Source organism: Pseudomonas sp. GW821-FHT02H09 (genome assembly GCF_059421425.1).
Window position 1 is genome coordinate 1 of sequence record NZ_JBWKVA010000028.1, and the last position, 20,841, is coordinate 20,841.

The following is a 20,841-nucleotide window of genomic DNA, read 5'->3' on the forward strand; positions in this document are numbered from 1 at the left end:
GGCCGAGGCACTGGCCGCGGAGCACGGCGTGCGCGGCGTGCGCCTGCTGGTGATGAGCGACGTCGCCAGCAACTACTTCACACTGGTCGGCGCACTGCGCCAGGCCGAAACATTACGCGCGATCTCTACGGCGCAGGACGAGACACTGCGCCTGGTTACCGCGCGCCACCGTGCAGGGCTGGCAACCTCCTTCGACGTCGAGCGCGCGCAGACCGATGCCGAATCGGCGCGCGCGCAGATCCCGCCGTTGGAAACGCTGGCAGCCGTATCGCGGCACCGCATCGCAGTGCTGATCGGTGACCAGGCCTTTAATGCCACGAGCATCCAGCCCTCGCCTGGCAACGCGGTGGCCCCCGAGGCCCGGCAGGGGCAGCCCGCCACCCTGCTAGAGCGCCGGCCTGATGTATTGGCGTTGATGGCGCAGCTCGATGCCGCCAATGCGCGCCGTAAAGAAGCCGCGGCTGAGTGGTTTCCGCGGCTGTTCCTTGGTGCATCCTACGGCCGGCAGGGCCTTGAGATGAACGGTCTGGACTTCGGCGCCGCCCGCTTCACCAACGTGGCGGGTCTGCTCACCATGCCGATCTTCAACGCCGGGCGCACGCGCGCGATCAACGAGGTCGCCGAGAGCGGCCAGCGTGAGGCACTACTGCGCGCTGAGGACGGCATCGTACGGGCGCTCGAGGATGTGGAGAACGCCCTCGTCACGCAGGCGCAAGAGCGCCACCGCGCCGAGTCGTTGCAGTCGGCCACCGAGTCCGCGGAGGCTGCGCTGAGTCACGCGCAGTCGCTCTACGATAGAGGGCAGATTGATCTGTTGCCGCTGCTGGATTCGCAGCGGGCGCGCCTGGCGGCACGCCTGAACGCCAACGACAGCAACACCCGCCTGCTGCTCGACAGCGTGCAGCTCTACAAGGCACTGGGCGGGGGCTGGCAGGTGTTCGAACAACCCGCCACCTCCACCGCAGCCGACCGGCCACCACTTTCCTAAGAATCTGTCGTTTTTCAAAGAGGAACCGCCTTGAAAACCTCCCTTACTGCGGCCGGCGCCTTGGCCGTCGCCGTCATGCTGTCCGCGTGTAGCCCGGACCAGCCCACCGTGCAGGCACCACGGCCAGTACGCACCGTTGAAATCAACTATGACAATGCCCGCGACATCAGTCGCTACGTGGGCACCGTACAGTCGCGGCATGAAGTCGACCAGGCCTTCCGCGTGGGCGGCAAGGTCGCCCAGCGCAAGGTCGATGTAGGCCAGTTTGTGCACGAAGGCGACATACTGGCTGCGCTGGATGACAGCGACTACCGCCTCGCTGAGCAAGCGTCGCAGCAACAGTGGGCGGTTGCCGTCGAGCAGACGCATCAGGCCGACTCGGACCGCCAGCGCCTGACCGCGCTAAAGGTTGACGGCTCGGTCAGTGCGGCCGACGACGAGCGTGCGCATACCAATGCCCAGACCGCGCATGCGACCGCCGAGGCCGAGGCGCGAAAGCTTGAGCTCGCGCGCAACCGGCTCAAATACACCGTGCTGCGCGCCTCTCGAAGCGGCGTCGTCACTACTGTGCGCTTTGAGGCGGGGCAAATCGTGGCGGAGGGCCAACCGGTTGTCTCGATTGCGAATCCGGATGAATCCGAGATCGTCGTCGATGTGCCCGAGGATCAGCTGTCAGTCTTCAAGGAGGCGCGTTTCAAGGCCTCGCTGGCCAGTGCGCCAAACGAGACCTTCGATGTCACGCTGCGCGAGTTGTCGCCACAGGCCGCGGCGCAGACGCGCACCTATCGCGCGCGGCTTAAGCCGGTGCAGGCGCTGCCGCTGGGCGCCACTGCCACGGTAACGGCCGAGCGCATGATGACAAGTATCTCCGTGGCGGCGGTGCCGGCCACGGCACTGACGCAAAGTGGCGGCCAGCCAGCGCTGTGGGTGGTCACACCCGCGGGCAAGGATCCGGTAGGCACCGTCGAACTGGAGCGCGTGGCCGTTTGGGGCTACCGCAACGACGAGGTGCTCGTCTCCGGGCCGCAGGCCGGCGTATTGGTCGTCACTGCCGGGGTCCAGAAGATGACGTCCGGACTGAAGGTCGCGTTGCCCGGCGCGGCGATTGTTGACGCAAACACCACGCAGCAGGCCGCCCGATGAACAATTTCAACCTCACCGACTGGGCGCTGCGTCATCGCGCCATCGTCCTGTTCATGCTCCTCATTGTCGCAGTGGCCGGCGCCTTCAGCTTCACCAGGCTCGGTCAGCTCGAGGATCCGAACTTTTCCGTGCCCTCCATGACCGCGATCGTCATCTGGCCGGGCGCAACTGCCCAGCAGATGCAAGACCAGGTCCTCAATCGCATGGAGAAGAAATTCGAGCAGATCGACAACTTCGAGAAGGTGGTCACCTACGCGCGACAAGGCTACGCTGGCATGACGCTCACCGTGCGCGGCGGCACCTCCAAGGCCGACCAGCGCGAGGCCTGGTACCAGGCGCGCAAGAAACTCAACGACCTGAGCCGTGAGCTGCCTGACGGCGTGATTGGCCCGATCGTAAACGACGAGTACGGCGACGTGTATGGCCTGATGTACGCGGTCAAGGGTGACGGCGTCGGCCACGCCGACCTGTCGGACGCGGCCGAGGACATCAAGCGCCGCATGCTGAAGGTACCGATGGTCAAGAAGATCGATGTCATCGGCAAGCAGGCCAAGCGTGTCTACGTCGAGTTCTCGCACGAACGCCTGGCAGCGCTGGGCATTACACCGCTGGCCATCGCCGAAAGCCTCAAGAGCCAGAACGCCCTGTTGCCCGCAGGCCAGATCGACACCAACGGCGACCGCGTCATGGTGCGCGTGAGCGGCCAGTTCGCCAGCGAAGAGGCTATCCGCAACGTGCCCATCGCCGCGGGCGGCCGGCTGATCAAGCTCGGCGACATCGCGACCGTCTCGCGTGGCTTTGAGGACCCGCCAACCTACACGGTCCGCCACAATGGCCAGCCGGTGCTGATGCTTGGCATCACGATGACCAACGACGGCAATATCGTAGACCTCGGCAAAGCGATGGAGACAGCGGTCGACAAGATCCAGTCCGAGCTGCCGCACGGCGTGGAACTGGAGCGCGTGGCCGACCAGCCCTCCACTGTGAAGGACGCGATCTGGGACTTCGAGCGGTCGCTGATGGAGGCGCTGATCATCGTGATCGCGGTGAGCCTGGCCAGTCTGGGATGGCGCACAGGCCTTGTGGTCGCGACCTCGGTGCCGCTGGTGTTGGGTGGCGTGGCGTTGGTGATGCTGGCAATGGGCTGGAACCTTGAGCGGATCTCGCTCGGCTCACTGATCATTGCTCTTGGCCTGCTGGTCGATGACGCGATCATCGCTATCGAAATGATGGTGGTGAAGATGGAGGCCGGCATGGACCGCGTGAAGGCGGCCGCGTTCTCCTACCAGTCCACCGCCATGCCGCGCCTGACCGGTGCACTAATCACCGTCGTGGGCTTCTTGCCCATCGGCCTCTCGAAGTCCACCACCGGCGAGTACGCGGGTGGCATTTTCTGGATCGTCGGCGCCGCGGTGCTGTTCTCGTGGATCTGCTCGGGTATCTTCACGCCGTACCTGGCGGTCAAGATGCTGCCCAATGACTTCGGCAAGCACCAGCATGCCGGCGATCCGTATGACTCGAGTTTCTACCGCAAGCTGCGCGGTCTGATCGACACCGCCATTGAGCGTCGCTGGGTTGTCATCGGCGCAACGTTTGGCGCCCTGGCGCTTGCTCTGGCCGGCATGAAGTTTGTGCCCCAGCAGTTCTTCCCCAACAGTTCGCGCCCTGAGCTGGTCGTCGACCTGCGCATGAAAGAAGGTTCGTCCTTCGCGGCGACCACTGAGCAGGTGAAGCGGATGGAGGCGCAGCTGTCGAAGGACGAGGAAGTCAAGTACTTCACCGCCTACACCGGCGCCGGCGCACCGCGCTTCTATCTCTCGCTCAACCCCGAGTTGCCGAATCCTGGATTTGCCCAGTTCGTTGTGATGACCAAGGATCTGGATGCCCGCGAGCGGGTGCGTGCGCGGTTGATGGCCGCGGCCGACCAGCAGTTCCCGCAGGCGTGGGTGCGGGTAACCCGGCTTGAGCTGGGGCCGCCCGTCGGTTACCCGGTGCAGTTCCGCGTCGTCGGCCCCGATACCCAGGTGGTGCGCCAGATCGCCCGCGATGTGGAGAAGGTGGTCGGGGCCAGTCCGAAGGTGCGCGACCTCCAACTCGACTGGAACGACCCGGTGCGCACGCTGAAAGTGGAACTTGATCAGGACAAGGCGAGCGCGCTTGGCCTCACGCCGGCTGACGTGTCACTGGCGACCCAGACCGTGATGAACGGCGCAACCCTGTCGCAGCTGCGTGAGCACGAGGACCTGATCGACATCGTGGCCCGTGCCGTGCCTGAAGAGCGCTTGAGCCTCGACACACTGAAAGACATCAACCTCTACACGCGCCAGGGCACGGTGGTGCCACTGTCGCAAGTCGCACAGCTGCGCTCTGAGCTGGAAGAGCCGGTGCTGTGGCGCCGCAACCGCGACATGGCGATCACGGTGCGTGCCGACGTGAAGGATGGCGAGCAAGGTGTATCGGTGACGCAGGAGATCCAGCCGTTGCTTAAGGACATCGAAGCCAAGCTGCCGACGGGCTATCGCATAGACGTGGGCGGAGCGGTTGAGGAAAGTGACAAGGCCAACAAGGCGCTGCTCGCCGTGGCCCCGCTGATGCTGATCACCATCCTGTTGCTGCTGATGCTGCAACTGCAGAACTTTTCCCGCATGTGGATGGTGATGCTGACTGCACCGCTCGGCCTGATCGGCGTGGTGCCGGCGCTGCTGGTGTTCCAGTCGCCGCTGGGCTTCGTCGCGATCCTCGGCATCATCGCACTGGGTGGCATGATCATGCGCAACTCGGTGATCCTGATCGACCAGGTGCAAACCGAGATCGCCGAAGGGCGCGACCCGTGGAATGCCGTGCTGGATGCCGCCATTCACCGGGCCCGTCCAGTGATGCTGACGGCGCTGGCCACCGTGCTTGCAATGATCCCGCTAACGCGCAGTGTGTTCTGGGGACCGATGGCAATTGCGATCATGGGCGGCCTTACCGTGGCGACGCTACTGACGATCTTCTTCGTCCCGGCGCTGTACGCCGCATGGTTCAAGGTGGGTCGCCAGACGACCGCTGACACCCAACAGCTACGGGGGGACGCCGCGCTCGCTTCTGAGTGATGAGTGCCATAGCACTTGTGCAATTTCGCACGGTATTCCAACTAAAAAATCAAACCCGATATTAATGTTATAAATCAATAGGCTACCGAGCAGATTCAAATTACCCCGGCCCACCAAACGAAGCACCAACGAAGCACCAACGAAGCCCGCCTTGTGCGGGCTTCGTTGTATCTGGGGTTTAGGTGATCCCCGCGCAGGAGCGAGTGGCGGCTGGGTTTGCGCTGTTTGATGCAGGGTTGCAGCCGACGTTGATTACGGATTTGACGGTGGGCTCGTCGCTGGGTCGGACACAAAAAATCTGACAGTCCCGATTAGTCGCAATCTGTGAGCTTCAGACGTTTCCTGCAACCTATAACGCCTTGGGTGAACTTGCGCAGGATGACCCACGAAGATAATCTTCGCGGGTCGCTGCAAAATCAGCGACCGGATGTGGAAGTCCGTTCTGTAGCTAAAGGCGTTCAAGCGCCCATAAACACATGTTGGCGTTTTTTTATGCCTGCATCATTGTGTTATGGCAGCTGTGCGCGGGGCACTTTCGAGTGCGCCGGGTTCCTTTAGCCCCGGTCTTCCACACCTGCGTACAGCTGCCACCCTCATGTGGAAGTGAGATTGGCAGTTCATTGAATTGCTAAAGGAGCTTTACCCGTGAAAAAAATCACCCCCGACCCTCCCGAAATCCCAAACCTTTCCACCTCCGACGCCCCCGATTCCAGCAAACTCCACGAAGCCGCCGAGCGCGCCCTCGATTACCACCTGCAATCCCCCCTCGATCAACCGAAGCTCGACAAGCGTCCAGGCACTATCTTCGCCGTTGCCCCCGACGTCGATACTGAAACGTTGTTGGTTCACGCCTGTGAGACGCTCGCGTCGCTCAACGTCATGAGCACTGACCTGGCCTTCAAGCTTGAAGGCTCTCGCCGCAATGTCGCGCTGGCGATTCAGCAGATGGTCGTGCTGAGCGAGTTGTTGGTGAACAGAGCGCTGGACAACCTCGACCCGCCCGATGCGCAGGCGTCCGGGGTCGAGCCAACCTCCCGCCACTGAGTGGTGGCGCTGTTTTATCGAATGGAGTTTTGCCCATGGCTCGATACATGGCCATCACCGGCCTGGACTGCACCATCCCTTCCCTGGTGATCGACACCGAAGCGCCCCTCGACGTACTGCACGAAACCGCGGCCTACCGTATCCGCACCGTGACCCAACTGCTGGAAAACCTCGCCCTGCGCGGGGAGACTCACAGCGACGCCGCGCTGCTGCACGACTTCGCGCGGGTGCTGGCCATCCCGCTGCGCGATGGCTGCGATTTAATGGACGTCGTCGGGCGACGCTTGCAGGCGCAGATTGCGCCATAAAAAACGGGCGACCTCAGGGTCGCCCGTTTTTTGGGTTGAAGGAAATTTTAGGTAATCAGGAGCAGACCACGACCCCTGGCCTGAGCGATCACGCAGATGCGGAATCTGTATTAGCACTTCTTCGCTTGCTCTTTCGCCTGTGCCCACACACGCTCTTCCTGCTCGCGCAGTTGCGGTGTGAACTCGGCGCCGAAATCCTCCGCCTCAAACACCTGGCGAATCTCGATCTCGGCGTCCGTACCCGGCATCGGGTTGGGGCAGCGTTTGACCCAGTCGATGGCTTCCTGCTTCGACTTCACCTGCCACAGCCAGTAGCCGGCGACCAGTTCCCTGGTTTCGGCAAACGGGCCGTCGATGACCGTGCGCTTCTCGCCCGAGAAGCGCACGCGGGTGCCTTTGCTGCTGGGGTGCAGGCCTTCGCCGCCGATGAGGATGCCGGCCTTGACCAGCTCTTCGTTGTAGTTGCCCATTGCGGTCAACAATTCTTTGGTGGGCATCACGCCGGCTTCGGAATCCTGGCTGGCTTTCACAATAATCATGAATCGCATCGTCTTATCTCCGCTGGATTTGTGTGACTCACTTCCTGGCCGACGGTCGGGATCGCCTGGTCGACAAGATGCCGGGCAATTTTGTCTATGCCGGCCTGATTCCGTTGATCTTGCCCGGTGCATGCATCATTCACTACCGCCGCAATCCGGTCGATACCTGCCTATCCTGTTACAACAAGCAATTCGGCGGTGAGCAACTGTTCAGCTACGACCACGCCGAATTGGGGCAGTTCTATCGCGACTACCAGAGCTTGAGGGTTCACTGGCGCCAGATGCTACCCGTCGAATCCTTTATTTAAGTGGACTACGGAGCGGTGGTCGACGATCTGGAAGGACAGGCGAAGCGCTTGATCGACTTCATTGACCTGCCTTGGAATGAGGCCTGCATGGACTTCCACAAGACCCAACGCGTGGTGCGCACCGCGAGCGTCAATCAAATGCGGCAGCCCCTCTACAAAACCTCGAAAGGTCGCTGTCGCGCGCATGCCGAACAGCTCGGACCGCTGTTGGCGGCGCTGGCACAGCGCCTGCTAACGGTGTTCGCCTGCGTGTGTGCGCTGCTCGGAATCCTCACAGGTTGCGCCGATCCGAACCGGCACGCCGAAACCCTGGCGCACACCGGTAACTTGCGGCGTGACCAGGTCGATACCGACAGCTTTGTGCTGACCAGCTTTTACCGGATAACCCGTCCAGACCTGCCGCTGACCCTCTACATCGAGGGCGACGGCATGGCCTGGCGCTCGCGTACCGTGCCGTCTGAAAATCCGACACCGCATCAGGCCGAGGGCCTGGCGTTGGCGGTGGCAGACCCGGCACCCAACGTCGTGTACCTGGCACGCCCCTGTCAATTCACGCCGCTGGCGGTCAACCCACGCTGTGAAAAAGCCTACTGGACCCACAGGCGTTTTTCAGAGGAGGTGGTCGCCGCAATGGACCAGGCAGTCACGCACTACGCCGCACGAGTACCCGGTCAGCGCATCCATTTGGTCGGCTATTCGGGCGGTGGTGCACTGGTGGTGTTGATCGCCGCCAGACGTCACGATATCGCCTCGCTGCGCACCGTGGCCGGTAACCTCGACCCTGTCGAAGTCAACCGCCTGCATCAGGTGTCGGCGATGCCTGAGTCGCTCAATGCCATCGATGTTGCACGCCAGGTCGCGTCGATTCCGCAGCTTCATTTCAGTGGTGCCGATGACAGCGTCGTGCCACCGGTGATCGCGCAACGGTTTGTCAGCGCCACTGCCAGTGGATGCGCGCACAGCCATATCGTGCCGGGCATGGGCCATGAAAGCGACTGGGCTCGCCGCTGGCCAGAACTACTCAGCCACCCTCCCCTCTGCTCCACGGCTCCCTGAAAAAGTCAGTCGACAATCCTTGAGTGAACGGCATTGCGTACTCGGCGAAATCGGCGGCCTTGATTTGAGAGAAGCAACTGTCCCCCACAATACCTTCTAAGTACCAAACCATACTTACTCAATATTAGACGACCGAAAACACAGGAGAGGAAACTATCTGCAATTACAATAATACCTAGAGGATATACATATGATCCGCACATGCGAAAGCGTTTCGGCGGTATCCCCTTCGACCTTCAACACGTTGATCGGGTGACAAACATGCAGTCCACTTCTTCCTGGATCGTCCTTTCCATCACCGGCATCTACATGCTCAGCCTTGCGCTGATCAGTTTCGGTGTTCGCCGGCACTCTCGCAGTGCCAATAACTACACCACCGGCGGCGGGCAGTTTCCTGCATTTTTGATCGGCTTTTTGATGCTGTCGGAATTCATCGGCACGGCGGTCAGTATTGGCACCGCCCAGACCGGCTTCAAAGTCGGGATCTCCGCCGCCTGGAACCTCTTCGCACTAGCACTGGGCTTTGTGTTGTTCGCCTGGTTGCTGGCGCGCAAATACAAGGAGCTGGGCGACAACACCATCTCCGGCGTGTTGGCGCACAACTACGGTCAGAAAACCCGTTTCGCTACGTCAATCATCACCATCTTCGCCCTGGAAATCGTCGCAGTCTCGATCTACGCCAGCGGCGGCGCGGTCCTGGCCAGCGTGCTGCAAGTGGATCGCACCCTGGCGATCATCATCGTCGGCGTGGTCTCAGTGCTGTATGTCAGCATCGGCGGCATGCGTTCGGTGATCTACACCAACTTCGTGCACGCCAGTCTCAAATACCTCGGCGTCGCGTTGGCGCTGTGGTTCGGCCTGAAACAGGTCGGCGGGATCAGTGCGTTGCAGACTCAATTGCCGGAGCGAATGTTCGACTGGACCGCCATCGGCTGGGGTCAGATCGTCGCCTGGATGATTGCCGGAATCGGCTCGATCTTCTCCACCCAATACGTGATTCAGGCGGTGAACACGGTCAGCCATGCCGGCAAGGCCCAGCGCGCCTGCTTCTACTGCGCAATCCTGATGATCCCGTTCGGCATCGGCGCGGCACTGATCGGCATGTGCAGCGCGGTGTTGTTCCCCGCGGTCGATTCGCTGCAAGCCTTCCCGCGCCTGATCGCAAGCATGGACCAACTGACGGCTGGGTTGGTGGTCGCTGGCCTGGCAGGCTCGCTGTTCGGCACCATCTCGGCCGTTAGCATGGGTTCGGCCACCTTGCTGCTGCGCGACTTCTACGAGCCTTGGTTCAACCCGGAAAAAAGCGACGTCAAATCCCTGCGTTTCGTACGCCTGGCAACCATCGCCGTCGGCCTGCTGCCCATCGCTCTGGCGCTGACCTCAGACAAAGTACTGATGATCGCCTTCCTCGGCAAAGCCCTCCGTGCCTCCCTGGCCGTGCTGGTGCTGATGGTGTTCTACGCACCGAAATTCGGCACCGCCGCAGGCGCATTTCTGAGCATCATCGCCTCCCTGGTTGCCACCGTTGGCTGGTTCCTGGCAGGCAACCCGTTCGGCATCGACAACGCCTACATCGCCCTCTTCACCCCACTGGTGATCATGAGCATCAGCCACCTCAGCCGTCGAGGCACGCCGCCCGAGCAGGTGGAGCGGGTGGTTGTGGAGATTGGCTTGAAGTAGTTCGGTCGTGAAGCGTAGCGCGACACGCGATGTAAGCCGATCATCTGATTGGCGCCCAGCAACAACAACCGGCAATCAGCAGGTTTTCGCGGGCTGGCAATTATCGACGGCAGAAACTACATTGAGGCGGCATAGTGATAAACAAACGGAATGTTTTCGCCATATGGCAGCCATAGAGCTGAAAGGGGATAGCACAAATGAACGCAAACCAGCGCCGCCGACGCATCGTATTCTGGCGCGGATCATTCCCAGTGATAGTAGGCTTTGCTGTTCTGATTCTGACCTTGACTCTGGCTGAGCAAGCAGCCCCGGTAACGCCTCAAGAACTCGATGGCGTAAATTTGAGCCAGCAGGTGGTTCACTCCCCAAAATTGGGGAGCCAGACAACCGCGCCAATTCTGGCGGTATCTCAATAAGCCAAATCGCAGATAACAGGTAGACGAGCACATTGATCAGAAATACCAAAATGCCCAGTCATACCTGTATGCAGGGTGTCTCAGATGTGAAATGACCGGTATTCACCGAGAACACTGCAGTGAATACCGGTCAAACCAGCAACTAGCGGTCGTTCTTCATCGTTGAGGTGGCGGCGTTGCTCAAACCTTTTGTGTTGTGTTCGCCTGGCGTGGTTTTAGCAATCGAAGTGGCCTTGGCCACCCCTCTGGTAGCTTTAGAGTGCGCCACTCCGGAAGTGACCGAACCATGACCTTTGTTATTATTGCGCAGGCTTCCAGAATGCTTGCCGCTGATGCCCCTATCCCTCACGGCTTTTTCAGCGACCCCAGCCTTTTTAGCCCTTTCAGCACGATCTTCAGCGCGATCTGCAGCCTTTTCAGCACGGTCTTCAGCGCGACCTGCAACCTTTCCAGCACGGTCTTCAGCTCGATCTGCAGCCTTTTCAGCACGATCTGCAGCTCGATCGCCACTTAACCCCTTGCCCATGCCTATCCCGCCCGCGCCATCAGAATGGCCAGCACCACCAGCCCCCCCACTATGACCACCGCCATTACCACCACCATTACCACCGCCGTGACCGCCACCACCACCGCTGCCTTTTGCATAAGCAGAGGAGATGGGAGATAGCTCACCAGGAAGCATGGATGCCCCGGCGAGCATCAAGGTGCATACAGCCATAACCATCAAATTTTTCTTCTTTATAAACATGATGCCTCCCGGCGCTTTGGATTCATTCCAATGAGACAGAGGTCTTGAAGTTAGGTTCTTGGCTGGCGATGAACGGCACGCTCACCGAACATGAGTCGGTGGTGAATTATTCTGCAGGTGCTTTATTGCTGTTCTCCGCCACCAGGCAACCTTTTGCCATCCATTGGTAATCCCGCGCCCACTGAGCGAGCGATCATCAGAAAAGCTTCGCTCTGGGGTATCTTTGCCAAGCGTTTGAGAACGCAGGCGTCGACATGCCGAGTTACTACATCACACCGTTGTTCACACTTTGTTGAGAACTAGTCCCGTATACTTTCCCGACTGCCTGAATGTTCTTCGGCCCTATTCCTTTCCTTGGTAGCCAGAAGCCTATGTCCCGACCCGCCCCACTCTTATTCCTGCTCACTTGCCTGTTGTTCTTTTTTGCCCTTGGCAATCACCAGCTGCAAGGTTCTACCGAAGCCCGGGTCGCCGGGATTGCAATGGAGATGCACCTGGATAACGACTGGGTGACGCCCCGACTATTTGGCCAGCCTTTTTTGGAAAAGCCACCGCTGAGCCTCTGGATCGACGCCGCAGCTATCCGCGCGTTTGGCGGCACGCCTTGGGCGGTGCGGCTGGCCTCGGCCTTCGCCGGGCTGTTTAGTGTGATGCTGCTGTACACCATGCTGCGCAGGTTCGATCGGCCGACGACCATCGCCTGGTCCGCGGCCATCATGCTGGCGACCATGGCCAGTTATTGGAGCAATGTTCGCGGGGTTGGTGAGGATGCGCTACTCAGCCTTGGCGTGACGATGGCCTTGCTGGCGTTTTTTCAGGCTAACCGGCGACAGGCTGAACAACAGTCAGTCATGGCGACCTGGTTGCTGTTCGCGCTGGGCATCGCCATCGCGAGCTTGAGTAAAGGTGTGCTGGGGCTGGCAATGCCGGGGGTGGTGATCTTCGCCTATCTGGTGGCCGACAGCGTGATCGAGAAACGGCTCAAGCTGTCGGACTGGGTACGTCCGGGCCTGCTGACATTGCTCGGTCTGATCCCCTTGGTGATCTGGCTGTTCATGCTCTATCAGCGAGGCGGTTTGCAGGCGGTAGAGGAAGTATTGTGGACCAACAGCATCGGGCGCTTCGGTGGCTCGTTCGAGTTGGCCGGACACTATGAACCGTTCTATTACTATCTGGCCAAGCTGCCAGAGGCCTTTCTGCCATGGAACATTCTGGTGTACCTGGGCCTTTGGCATTTCCGCAAAAGCCTGATGAGCAATCGTTACCTGTTGTTTTTCACCCTCTGGATTCTGGCGCAGTTCACCTTGCTGTGCTTCGCCTCCAGCAAACGCACGGTGTACCTGATGTCACTGACGCCCGCCGCTGCCGTGCTGGCGGCTGAATACGCCTCGGTGCTGTTCGAGCGACTGCGCGAACGTACCAACGCTACGACGTTTATCGGCAAGCTTGCCCGGCACCGTCGAGGCTTGGTGGTCGGTGTGCTGAGCCTGGTGATCTGCATCTACCTGGCGGCCGCGCAATGGGCTGCGCCTCGCGCTGACCGCAAATTGTCCTTCCTGCCGCTGACACAGCAAATTCAGACAATGCAGGCCAACGGACAAGAGGTCGCGCTGTATCAGGCGAATGAACGTACAGCCGGAGCCAGCGTGTTTTATACCCAGAGCCTGCTCAAGGGGTTGGAGACCGAAGCTGAGCTGAGTGAATTTCTCACGGCATCACCCAATCATGTGGCGCTCATGGCCAGTAACACTGAACCACCAGCGTCCTTGAAAGTGTTGAAAAAAATGATTGTGGGCAAGCAGGATTATTATTTCGTTGGGCAATAGACCCATAGACCCACGCTAACTGCAGGAAAAAAAAACGGCACCTTCATCAGGTGCCGTTTTTTTTGTATTTCGCCAGAATCACACGAGCTTTTCCTGGACCTGAGTATTGATCATGGCATCGCCGCCCTTGGCGTTGATCGCAGCATCCTGAGCGCGGACAAACCGGTGGCTGTCGCTTCGCTATGGCCAACAACGGTGTATTGGCTGCTATCCAGCGGTGCCCGTGCAACCGCTGATAGCCAGCGTAAACAGCTGGGAAGGCGACGATTTTCAGCCGGTCAGACTCGTTATTGGGGAATGACTGAACTCCAGTCGGACGCGTCAATGAAGCCGAGCATCTGAGGCTTTCCAGTCGCCAGCGCAGTTGAAATAAACAGCGATGCGCCATAGCCCAGCGTCGATGAAGCGAACTTCATGTTTTTTTCAAGTTCCGACATGCACTCACTGTGCGTCACCAGAATCAGGTTTCGGCCGGCGACCTTGTGGCTGAGGACGTCCTTCAACATATGGCCTTTACAGTTGATCAGCCAATCCTGGCCCGCATCGACCGTCTTGAACATGAAGGAAGATGTCTGCGCTGCGCGGGTCAAAGGGCTGTGGTAGATGTCAGCCTTGTCCAGACCCAAATGTTCAAATTGCGAACCTACCGCGACGGCGACGTCGCGGCCGCGCTCGGTAATGCCATCGGCACTGCCAAGGCAAGTGGCGCTGGAGTGATCGCAGCGCTCGGCGTGACGAACCAGCACAATCATCTCGCCCTTGGCCCAATCCGCCCTCAGTTGCACTAACCCGGAGGTTTTGCCATGGACCAGATCAGGTACCGCCGCCGGCCTTAAAAGAACAACAGTCAGCGCAATAACAAACAACGCACACAACAGTACTACGGCAATAGTTCTATATTTCGTAGCGCCACTTAAACCAAATCTTAATCCCACGATCAAGTTGCCCCTGTGGCGAAAAATCTATAAGCGAGCCGTACCAAAGGTACAAAACACCCATGGCAACTGCGCTATTGAAAACGAACAACCCGTGATTCGGGCGCCCAAGTGAACAAAAGACTCTATGGGGCGCGACGTCGGGCCCCAGTGAAATGAATGTGAAAAAAAGCTCAAAGAACAAGCACGTCCGGGCACCGGTATTTTCGACCACTCCTCCCCTGTAGATCAAACGCAGCACGCAATAGAGACGGCTCGCCCCCATCGTCCATGAAGGCAGGACAAAAACCGTTTCAGCTCTCGCGTACGCTGCCGATACACCACTACACCAAAACCTTGCTGGCTACCAAAAACAACAAACTTCCAGCCAACTGACGACCAACACTCGCAACGTTCCTGGAGTAATTGCAATGAATAGCTGGTTCGGCAATATCAGCGTCAACCTGAAACTGGGCCTGGGGTTCGGCGTGGTACTGGCGCTCACTACGGTCCTGGCCCTGACAGGCTGGACCAGCCTTGGCGGTCTGATCGATCGTAGCAACTGGATGAGCGATATCACCCAACTGAACGCCGGCTTGACCAAACTGCGCGTCAGCCGTTTGCAATACATGCTGACCAACGGCGACGAGACCGCCGCACAGAATGTGCAAACCACCCTCGACGGGTTTGTTGCCCAGCAAAAATCCCTGCTCAATAGCTTCAAGAGCCCGGAGAACCTCAAGCTGCTCAAGCAGCAAAGCGCGACCATCGACGCTTACCAGCAATCGCTGAACAAAATGCGCAGCGCCTACCGCGCAGGCAACGCCGCTCGCCAGACCATGGGCAATAACGCCGAGAGCGCCAACACACTGATCGCCGCGATCAACACCCACGTACAGCAAATGCCTTTGAGCGATCAGCGCTTCGAGCAATTCCTGGCGATCAGCAAAGCCAAAGAGGCGTTCCAGCTCGCCCGCTACGAAGTGCGTGGCTACACCGCCGACACCAACCCTGAAACCGAACACAAAGCCGTCGCTCAACTGGACGCCGCCATCGCCGGATTGAATGACCTCAACCTGCATTTTAGCGGCACTCAACAGGACGAACTGCGTCAGCTGGAAAGCGCCCTGATCGGCTATCGCAGCGCGCTGCAGGCCTTTAAAGCAGCGGACGGTGACGCGGATCAGGCCCGCAAGGAAATGACCGATCAAGGCAACGACATCGTTGCCCGCAGCGATGAGCTGTACCAGATCCAGCTGGACCGCCGCGATGCCGAAAGCACCCGAGCCCGTAGCCTGCAATTGATCAGCACCCTGCTGGCGTTGCTGGTCGGCATTCTGGCCGCCGTGATCATCACCCGACAGATTACCCGCCCGCTGCGCGAAACCCTGGCCGTAGTTGAACGCATCGCCTCGGGCGACCTGACCCACGATGTGCATGTCACCCGTCGCGACGAGCTTGGCGTATTGCAGCAAGGCATCGCACGCATGGGTGTGACCTTGCGTGACTTGATCAGAGGCATTCGCGACGGCGTCACGCAGATTGCCAGCGCTGCCGAAGAACTGTCGGCCGTCACCGAACAAACCAGCGCCGGGGTTAACAGCCAGAAGATCGAGACCGATCAGGTCGCCACCGCCATGCACGAAATGACCGCCACCGTGCAGGAAGTCGCGCGCAATGCCGAACAGGCCTCACAAGCCGCCTCCGACGCTGACGGCCAGGCCCGCGAAGGTGACAAAGTGGTCTGTGAAGCGATCGCGCAGATCGAACGCCTGGCCACCGAAGTCGCGCGCTCGACCGACGCCATGACCGTGCTGCAACAGGAAAGCGACAAGATCGGCAGCGTCATGGACGTGATCAAAGCCGTGGCCGAACAGACCAACCTGCTGGCGCTCAACGCGGCCATCGAAGCCGCCCGCGCCGGTGAAGCCGGTCGCGGTTTCGCGGTAGTCGCCGACGAAGTCCGTGGCCTGGCTCAGCGCACGCAAAAGTCCACCGAAGAAATCGAAGGGCTGGTCGCTGGTTTGCAGAACGGTACCAAGCAAGTCGCCGCGGTGATGAACAACAGCCGCAACCTGACCGACAGCAGCGTCGAGCTGACCCGCAAGGCCGGTACCTCGCTGGGAAACATCACCCGCACGGTGTCCAGCATCCAGTCGATGAACCAGCAGATCGCCGCTGCCGCCGAGCAACAGAGCGCCGTGGCCGAAGAGATCAGCCGCAGCATCATCAACGTACGCGATGTGTCCGAACAGACCGCCGCCGCCAGCGATGAAACCGCGGCATCGAGCGTTGAACTGGCGCGACTGGGCAACCAGTTGCAGACGATGGTCAGCCGCTTCCGGGTTTGACCTGGCGAGGACAAGCCGCTTCCACAGGATTACGCGGTCAACGGTGGGAGCGAGGCTTGCCCGCAATGGACTGCTTCGCCCGAGCGCGAACCGGCCGAACGGGAGCAGGCGCCCTCGCCGCAGCTTGTGCATTGATCAACCTTTATGTGGAACAAACCTGCGCCGCAGATCCCCCGCCCGCGCCAAAAAACGTCCTTCACGCCGTCCATTCACCTGACCATCCGCATAACTGCACACGCCGTTGACCCATACCCCATCAATTCCCTCTGCTGCCCGTTGCGGGTCCTTGAAGTCGGCCACGTCACGTACCCGCGCCGGGTCAAACAACACCAGATCGGCCCAATGCCCTTCGCGAATTTCACCCCGTTCGACCAGGCCGAAACGTGCAGCCGAAAGCCCGGTCATTTTGTGCACGGCGGTGTGCAGCGGGAACAGCCCCACATCGCGACTGAAGTGCCCGAGCACCCGCGGGAAAGTGCCCCATAAACGCGGATGCGGGAACGGATCTTCCGGTAAACCGTCGGAGCCGATCATCGATAACGGGTGCGACAGGATGCGCCGCACATCGGCCTCGTTCATCCCGTAATACACCGCGCCGGCCGGTTGCAGGCGGCGGGCTGTGTCCAGCAGCGGGAGGTCCCATTCGGCGGCGATATCCATCAGGTCGCGGCCGCCCACCTCAGGATGGGGTGTCGACCAGGTGATGGTGATGCGAAAAGCGTCGGTAACCTGCTTGAGGTCCAGGGTCGAAGAACTCGCCGCATAGGGATAACAATCGCAACCCACCGGGTGGCTGAGCGCGGCACGCTCAAGGGATGCGAGCAGCTGCGGGCTGCGCCCCCAATTGCCGGCACCGGCGCATTTGAGGTGGGAAATGATCACCGGCGAGCTGGCGTGACGAGCGATCTGAAAAGCCTCGTCCATCGCCTCCAGCACCGGCTCGAACTCGCTGCGTAAATGGGTGGTGTAAATCGCGCCGAAGGCTGTCAGCTCTTCAGCCAGTTGCAGCACTTCATCGGTCTGTGCGCAAAAAGCACTGGCGTAGGCCAGCCCTGTGGATAAGCCCAAAGCGCCGGCCTCCAGGCTCTCGCGCAATTGCTCACGCATGGCGTTGATTTCACCGCGCGTGGCGGTGCGATACAGGTCATCCAGGTGATTGCTGCGCAGCGCCGTGTGGCCGACCAGCGCCGCCACATTCAGGGTCGGGTGCGCCGCTTCGACCGCGGCCCGGTAGTCGCTGAACGTCGGATAGACGAAAGCGCTGGCCGCACCCAGCAGGTTCATCGGGTCCGGCGGTTCGCCGCGCAAACTCACCGGCGAGGCGCTGATCCCGCAGTTGCCGACGATCACTGTGGTCACGCCCTGGCTGAGCTTGGGCAGCATCTGCGGCTGACGGATCACCACCGTGTCGTCGTGGGTGTGCACGTCGATAAATCCAGGCGCCAGCACTCGACCGACGGCATCGATTTCTTCTTCAGCGCAAGCACCGTTCATGTCACCGATGCGTTGAATGCGGCCATCCAGAATCGCCACATCGGCGGGAAAACCCGGCGTGTCAGTACCGTCGATGACCAGGGCATTGCGGATCAATGTGTCGTACTTCATGTCAGTTTCCCAGCGGCAGGCAATCGGCACCGGTGCGATCGCAATGAAGGGATTGACTCGGTAACGAGCGATCAAAACGATCCGCGCGATGGCTGAGGCAGTTTTTCTTCATAGTAGATGACGTCTCAAGCCTTATCACCGCTAGCATCGCCACCAATGCTTTCTCGCAGGTCACTCCCTGCGTGAATCAGCGATGGAGCGAGTATCGAGGACTGACCCCTGCTGCAGAAATCCGGATGCCCCTATTCAATCCTGAGCAGCGATCGCCAATCAACCTTCGAACACCGTCATGGCATAGGCCGCCAGCTTGCTCTGAATGAAGTCCAGGAAGCATTGAATACGCAATGCCAGCTGCGAATTACGGTAGTACACCGCATTGATCGGTTGGCGATAGCCGCTATTGGCCTCGGCCAAGACCACCTTCAAGCGACCGGCCTTGATGTCATCAATAGTCATGAAGTGCGACAGGCAAGCAATACCCTGCCCCTCCAGCGCCAGATGTCGCAAGGTTTCACCGCTGGAGGCGCAAATTCCCGGCTGAATCTGCCAGCGGTCACCCTGGGCATGACGCAACGGCCAATGATTGAGGCTTTCGGTCTGGGTGAAACCCAGCAGCGAGTGCCCGGTCAGTTCCGCCACGGTGGCCGGCGAGCCGTGCTTTTCCAGGTACTCAGGGCTGGCGAGGATGTGCAGCGGGCTGCAGCCCAGGGAGCGGGCATGCAGCGTGGAGTCCACCAGAGGCCCGATACGGATGGCGATATCGGTGCTTTGTTCCAGCAAATCGATGATCAGGTCGTTGCTGTTGAGTTCCAGCTGGATGTCCGGGTACAGAGCGCGAAATTCGCTGATGTATGGCACGACCGCGTGCAGCATGAACGGCGAGGCGGCGTTGATTCGCAGTCGACCTGAGGGCGTTTTCTGGCGCGAGGACAAGCGCTCTTCGAGTTCATCCATCTGTTCGAGAATCAGTTTGGCCCGCTCGAAGAAATATTTGCCCTCTTCGGTCAGGTCCATACGCCGCGTGGTGCGGTTGATCAGCGTGGTGTCGAGCTTGGCCTCGAGCCGCGAGAGCGTGCGGCTGACCGCCGAGGGCGTTTGCCCCACCTGTTCGGCCGCAGCCGAGATAGACCCGCACTCGATGACGCAGACGAAAATTTGCAACTCATCGGATCTGGCTTTCACGTATGTCCTCTGTATCGAGTTGTCCCGGCGGGTGACTTACTGTGGGAGGGGGCCCTGTAGGAGCGAGTCCTATATCGCGAGCAAGCTCGCTCCTACACGGGCAGCGGCATTGGGGCAAGCCCCCTCGCCACCGATAGTAGCCCGATGCGGGGCAAAAGGAACCTTACGCCGGCAGGCCGAATACCTCGCTCAGGTGCTGCTCGTAGCGGACAACGTCGGCCTCAATGGCCGGACGCTTCATCACATCGACGCAAAGGAACGTCGGCAGTCCGGTCATGCCAAGGAAGGTGTTGGCCTTATGGAACGGGAAATACACGGCATCCACACCCTTGGCTTCGAAGAAGTCGGCCGGGTCGTCGAAGGCTTGCTGCGGCGCGTTCCAGGTCAGCGACAGCATGTATTGCTTGCCTTGCAGCAGGCCGCCGCTGCCGTATTTTTGCGATGCGTCGGAACGGGTGCGGCCATCGCTGGCATACAGGCTGCCGTGGCCTTCGGTGAAGACTTCGTCGATGTACTTTTTAACGGTCCACGGCGCGCCCATCCACCAGCCCGGCATCTGATAAATGATCACGTCGGCCCAGACAAACTTCGCCACCTCTTCCGCAATGTCGTAGCCCTCATCGATGTGGGTGACTTTCACATCGATTCCGCCGCGATCCAGCACGCTCAGCGCGGTGTCATGCAGCGTCGAGTTGTAGCGCCCGTCGGAGTGGGCGAATTTCTTGCCACCGTTGAGCAACAGTACTTTTTTCATGGGGTGCCTCATCAAGGTCCAATGCGCAGCGCTGTGGATAAGTCGCTGGATTGAGAAGGTTGAAAGTTGATGGCGGCAGGGTATCGATGCGGTGCCGAGGGAATAAGCCCGAAGCGGTCAAAATTCATTTGACCTATACGCACGAATTGCAGGTGGATTGTTGTCGTAGACTTTCCGAACCCGGAATTGAGGAGAGCGACATGAGTGACTTGCACGGTTTTATCTTGCAGGCAAAAACCAGACCGGAAAAAGCCGAGGCGTTCGAAGCGCTGTTTTGCGATTATGTCGAACCGAGCCGCGCCGAACCCGGTTGCATCGAGTACCACATGCTGCGCGACCAGCAGGATCCAACGCTGTTTATCTTTTACGAAATCTGGCAATCCCGGGCTCACCTGGACATGCATTCGAATCTGCCGCACATGAAGCAGTTCTTCGACCAGCGCATGGATTACCTGGAGCGCGATTTCGATATCCGTCGCATCGATATGCTCAGCCCGTCATCAGCTAGCCGCTGATCCGCTAATCGCTGCCTCAAAGGCAGCTTTCATCCTCAGACCTTCCCTTCCCCCCAACCCACCGGGTTTGTGTACCTCTCTCACCTGTAGCAATCGCCGGTTCAGGCGGTCTCCAGCGGCAAATTATCAGCACGATTCCAGAAACCTGCTATCACTTGAATCTGTAACAGGAACGTCACCGATTCATTGTCGAACGCAAATATCCAGCTGGAACATCTGCATTTTGTCTGGATGATGGCAATTTGCTGCAATACAATCCGAAAACCGTCATAAAACGCTAAATGAGCATGGATGCCAAACAGATTCAGGTTGCCTCAAGTCCCTCATTTTGTCTGCACTCGGCCAATCGAACAGTCCGAGTGGACGAGC

General features: G+C 59.8%; 17 protein-coding genes and 2 pseudogenes. 13 read left to right on the forward strand and 6 right to left on the reverse strand.

The window, feature by feature from the left end:
• From AC07VR_RS28205 to AC07VR_RS28230, 6 genes and pseudogenes are all read left to right on the forward strand, one after another.
• Positions 1-988 (forward strand): TolC family protein (locus AC07VR_RS28205; protein ID WP_495013207.1); only part of this gene is annotated, 988 nt, incomplete at its 5' end.
• Positions 989-1,018: 30 nt separating this feature from the next.
• Positions 1,019-2,131 (forward strand): efflux RND transporter periplasmic adaptor subunit, encoded by a 1,113-nt coding sequence (locus AC07VR_RS28210; protein WP_495013208.1) that lies wholly within the window; start codon positions 1,019-1,021, stop codon positions 2,129-2,131.
• Entirely contained in the window at positions 2,128-5,226 is a 3,099-nt protein-coding gene (locus tag AC07VR_RS28215; protein ID WP_495013209.1) for an efflux RND transporter permease subunit, read from the forward strand. The genes AC07VR_RS28210 and AC07VR_RS28215 overlap by 4 nt, the downstream gene beginning before the upstream one ends.
• 203 nt (positions 5,227-5,429) lie before the next feature.
• Positions 5,430-5,528, forward strand: a pseudogene (locus tag AC07VR_RS28220) (hydrolase); the annotation flags it as partial.
• Between the two features lie 343 nt (positions 5,529-5,871).
• Entirely contained in the window at positions 5,872-6,270 is a 399-nt protein-coding gene (locus AC07VR_RS28225) for a DUF6124 family protein (protein WP_495013210.1), read from the forward strand.
• A 35-nt stretch (positions 6,271-6,305) separates the two neighbouring features.
• Positions 6,306-6,578, forward strand: coding sequence for a hypothetical protein (locus AC07VR_RS28230; RefSeq protein WP_495013211.1), 273 nt, complete (start codon positions 6,306-6,308; stop codon positions 6,576-6,578).
• A gap of 110 nt (positions 6,579-6,688) precedes the next feature.
• Here AC07VR_RS28230 and AC07VR_RS28235 read toward each other — a convergent pair whose 3' ends face one another.
• A complete protein-coding gene (locus tag AC07VR_RS28235) occupies positions 6,689-7,126 on the reverse strand; it encodes a YciI family protein (RefSeq protein WP_495013212.1) in 438 nt (145 codons plus the stop codon).
• A 23-nt stretch (positions 7,127-7,149) separates the two neighbouring features.
• On the opposite strand from AC07VR_RS28235, the gene AC07VR_RS28240 reads away from it, so the two are divergent.
• The 3 genes from AC07VR_RS28240 (at position 7,150) to AC07VR_RS28250 (ending at position 10,161) form a co-directional block, all read left to right on the forward strand.
• Entirely contained in the window at positions 7,150-7,425 is a 276-nt protein-coding gene (locus tag AC07VR_RS28240) for a sulfotransferase family protein (RefSeq protein WP_495013213.1), read from the forward strand.
• Between the two features lie 15 nt (positions 7,426-7,440).
• Positions 7,441-8,481 carry an alpha/beta hydrolase family protein gene (locus AC07VR_RS28245; protein ID WP_495013214.1) on the forward strand — a complete coding sequence of 347 codons (1,041 nt, stop codon included), beginning with the start codon at positions 7,441-7,443 and terminating at the stop codon, positions 8,479-8,481.
• A 261-nt stretch (positions 8,482-8,742) separates the two neighbouring features.
• Positions 8,743-10,161: a sodium:solute symporter family protein gene (locus tag AC07VR_RS28250; protein ID WP_495013215.1), complete on the forward strand. Its 1,419-nt coding sequence runs from the start codon at positions 8,743-8,745 to the stop codon at positions 10,159-10,161.
• 558 nt (positions 10,162-10,719) lie between these two features.
• On the opposite strand, the gene AC07VR_RS28255 is transcribed toward AC07VR_RS28250, so the two are convergent.
• On the reverse strand, positions 10,720-11,325 hold the full coding sequence (locus AC07VR_RS28255) for a hypothetical protein (protein WP_494995405.1): 606 nt from the start codon (positions 11,323-11,325) through the stop codon (positions 10,720-10,722).
• A 371-nt stretch (positions 11,326-11,696) separates the two neighbouring features.
• On the opposite strand from AC07VR_RS28255, the gene AC07VR_RS28260 reads away from it, so the two are divergent.
• A complete protein-coding gene (locus tag AC07VR_RS28260) occupies positions 11,697-13,151 on the forward strand; it encodes an ArnT family glycosyltransferase (RefSeq protein WP_494995406.1) in 1,455 nt (484 codons plus the stop codon).
• 287 nt (positions 13,152-13,438) lie between these two features.
• Here the strand turns inward: AC07VR_RS28260 and pmrG are convergent, their stop codons facing one another.
• Positions 13,439-14,092 (reverse strand): lipopolysaccharide core heptose(II)-phosphate phosphatase PmrG, encoded by a 654-nt coding sequence (gene pmrG / locus AC07VR_RS28265; protein WP_495013216.1) that lies wholly within the window; start codon positions 14,090-14,092, stop codon positions 13,439-13,441.
• 539 nt (positions 14,093-14,631) lie between these two features.
• Between pmrG and AC07VR_RS28270 the strand changes: the two are divergent.
• Together AC07VR_RS28270 and AC07VR_RS28275 are read left to right on the forward strand one after the other, a co-directional pair.
• Positions 14,632-15,510: pseudogene (locus AC07VR_RS28270) on the forward strand (methyl-accepting chemotaxis protein); the annotation flags it as partial.
• Between the two features lie 201 nt (positions 15,511-15,711).
• A complete protein-coding gene (locus tag AC07VR_RS28275; protein WP_495013250.1) occupies positions 15,712-16,416 on the forward strand; it encodes a methyl-accepting chemotaxis protein in 705 nt (234 codons plus the stop codon).
• 135 nt (positions 16,417-16,551) lie between these two features.
• On the opposite strand, the gene AC07VR_RS28280 is transcribed toward AC07VR_RS28275, so the two are convergent.
• The 3 genes from AC07VR_RS28280 to mdaB form a co-directional block, all read right to left on the reverse strand.
• Positions 16,552-18,021, reverse strand: a complete 1,470-nt coding sequence (locus AC07VR_RS28280) for an N-acyl-D-amino-acid deacylase family protein (protein WP_495013217.1) — start codon at positions 18,019-18,021, stop codon at positions 16,552-16,554.
• Positions 18,022-18,291: 270 nt separating this feature from the next.
• Positions 18,292-19,203: a LysR substrate-binding domain-containing protein gene (locus AC07VR_RS28285; RefSeq protein ID WP_495013218.1), complete on the reverse strand. Its 912-nt coding sequence runs from the start codon at positions 19,201-19,203 to the stop codon at positions 18,292-18,294.
• A gap of 163 nt (positions 19,204-19,366) precedes the next feature.
• Positions 19,367-19,957, reverse strand: coding sequence for an NADPH:quinone oxidoreductase MdaB (gene mdaB, locus AC07VR_RS28290; protein WP_495013219.1), 591 nt, complete (start codon positions 19,955-19,957; stop codon positions 19,367-19,369).
• A gap of 200 nt (positions 19,958-20,157) precedes the next feature.
• Between mdaB and AC07VR_RS28295 the strand changes: the two genes are divergently transcribed.
• On the forward strand, positions 20,158-20,472 hold the full coding sequence (locus AC07VR_RS28295) for a putative quinol monooxygenase (RefSeq protein WP_495013220.1): 315 nt from the start codon (positions 20,158-20,160) through the stop codon (positions 20,470-20,472).
• The last annotated feature ends 369 nt before the right edge of the window (positions 20,473-20,841 follow it).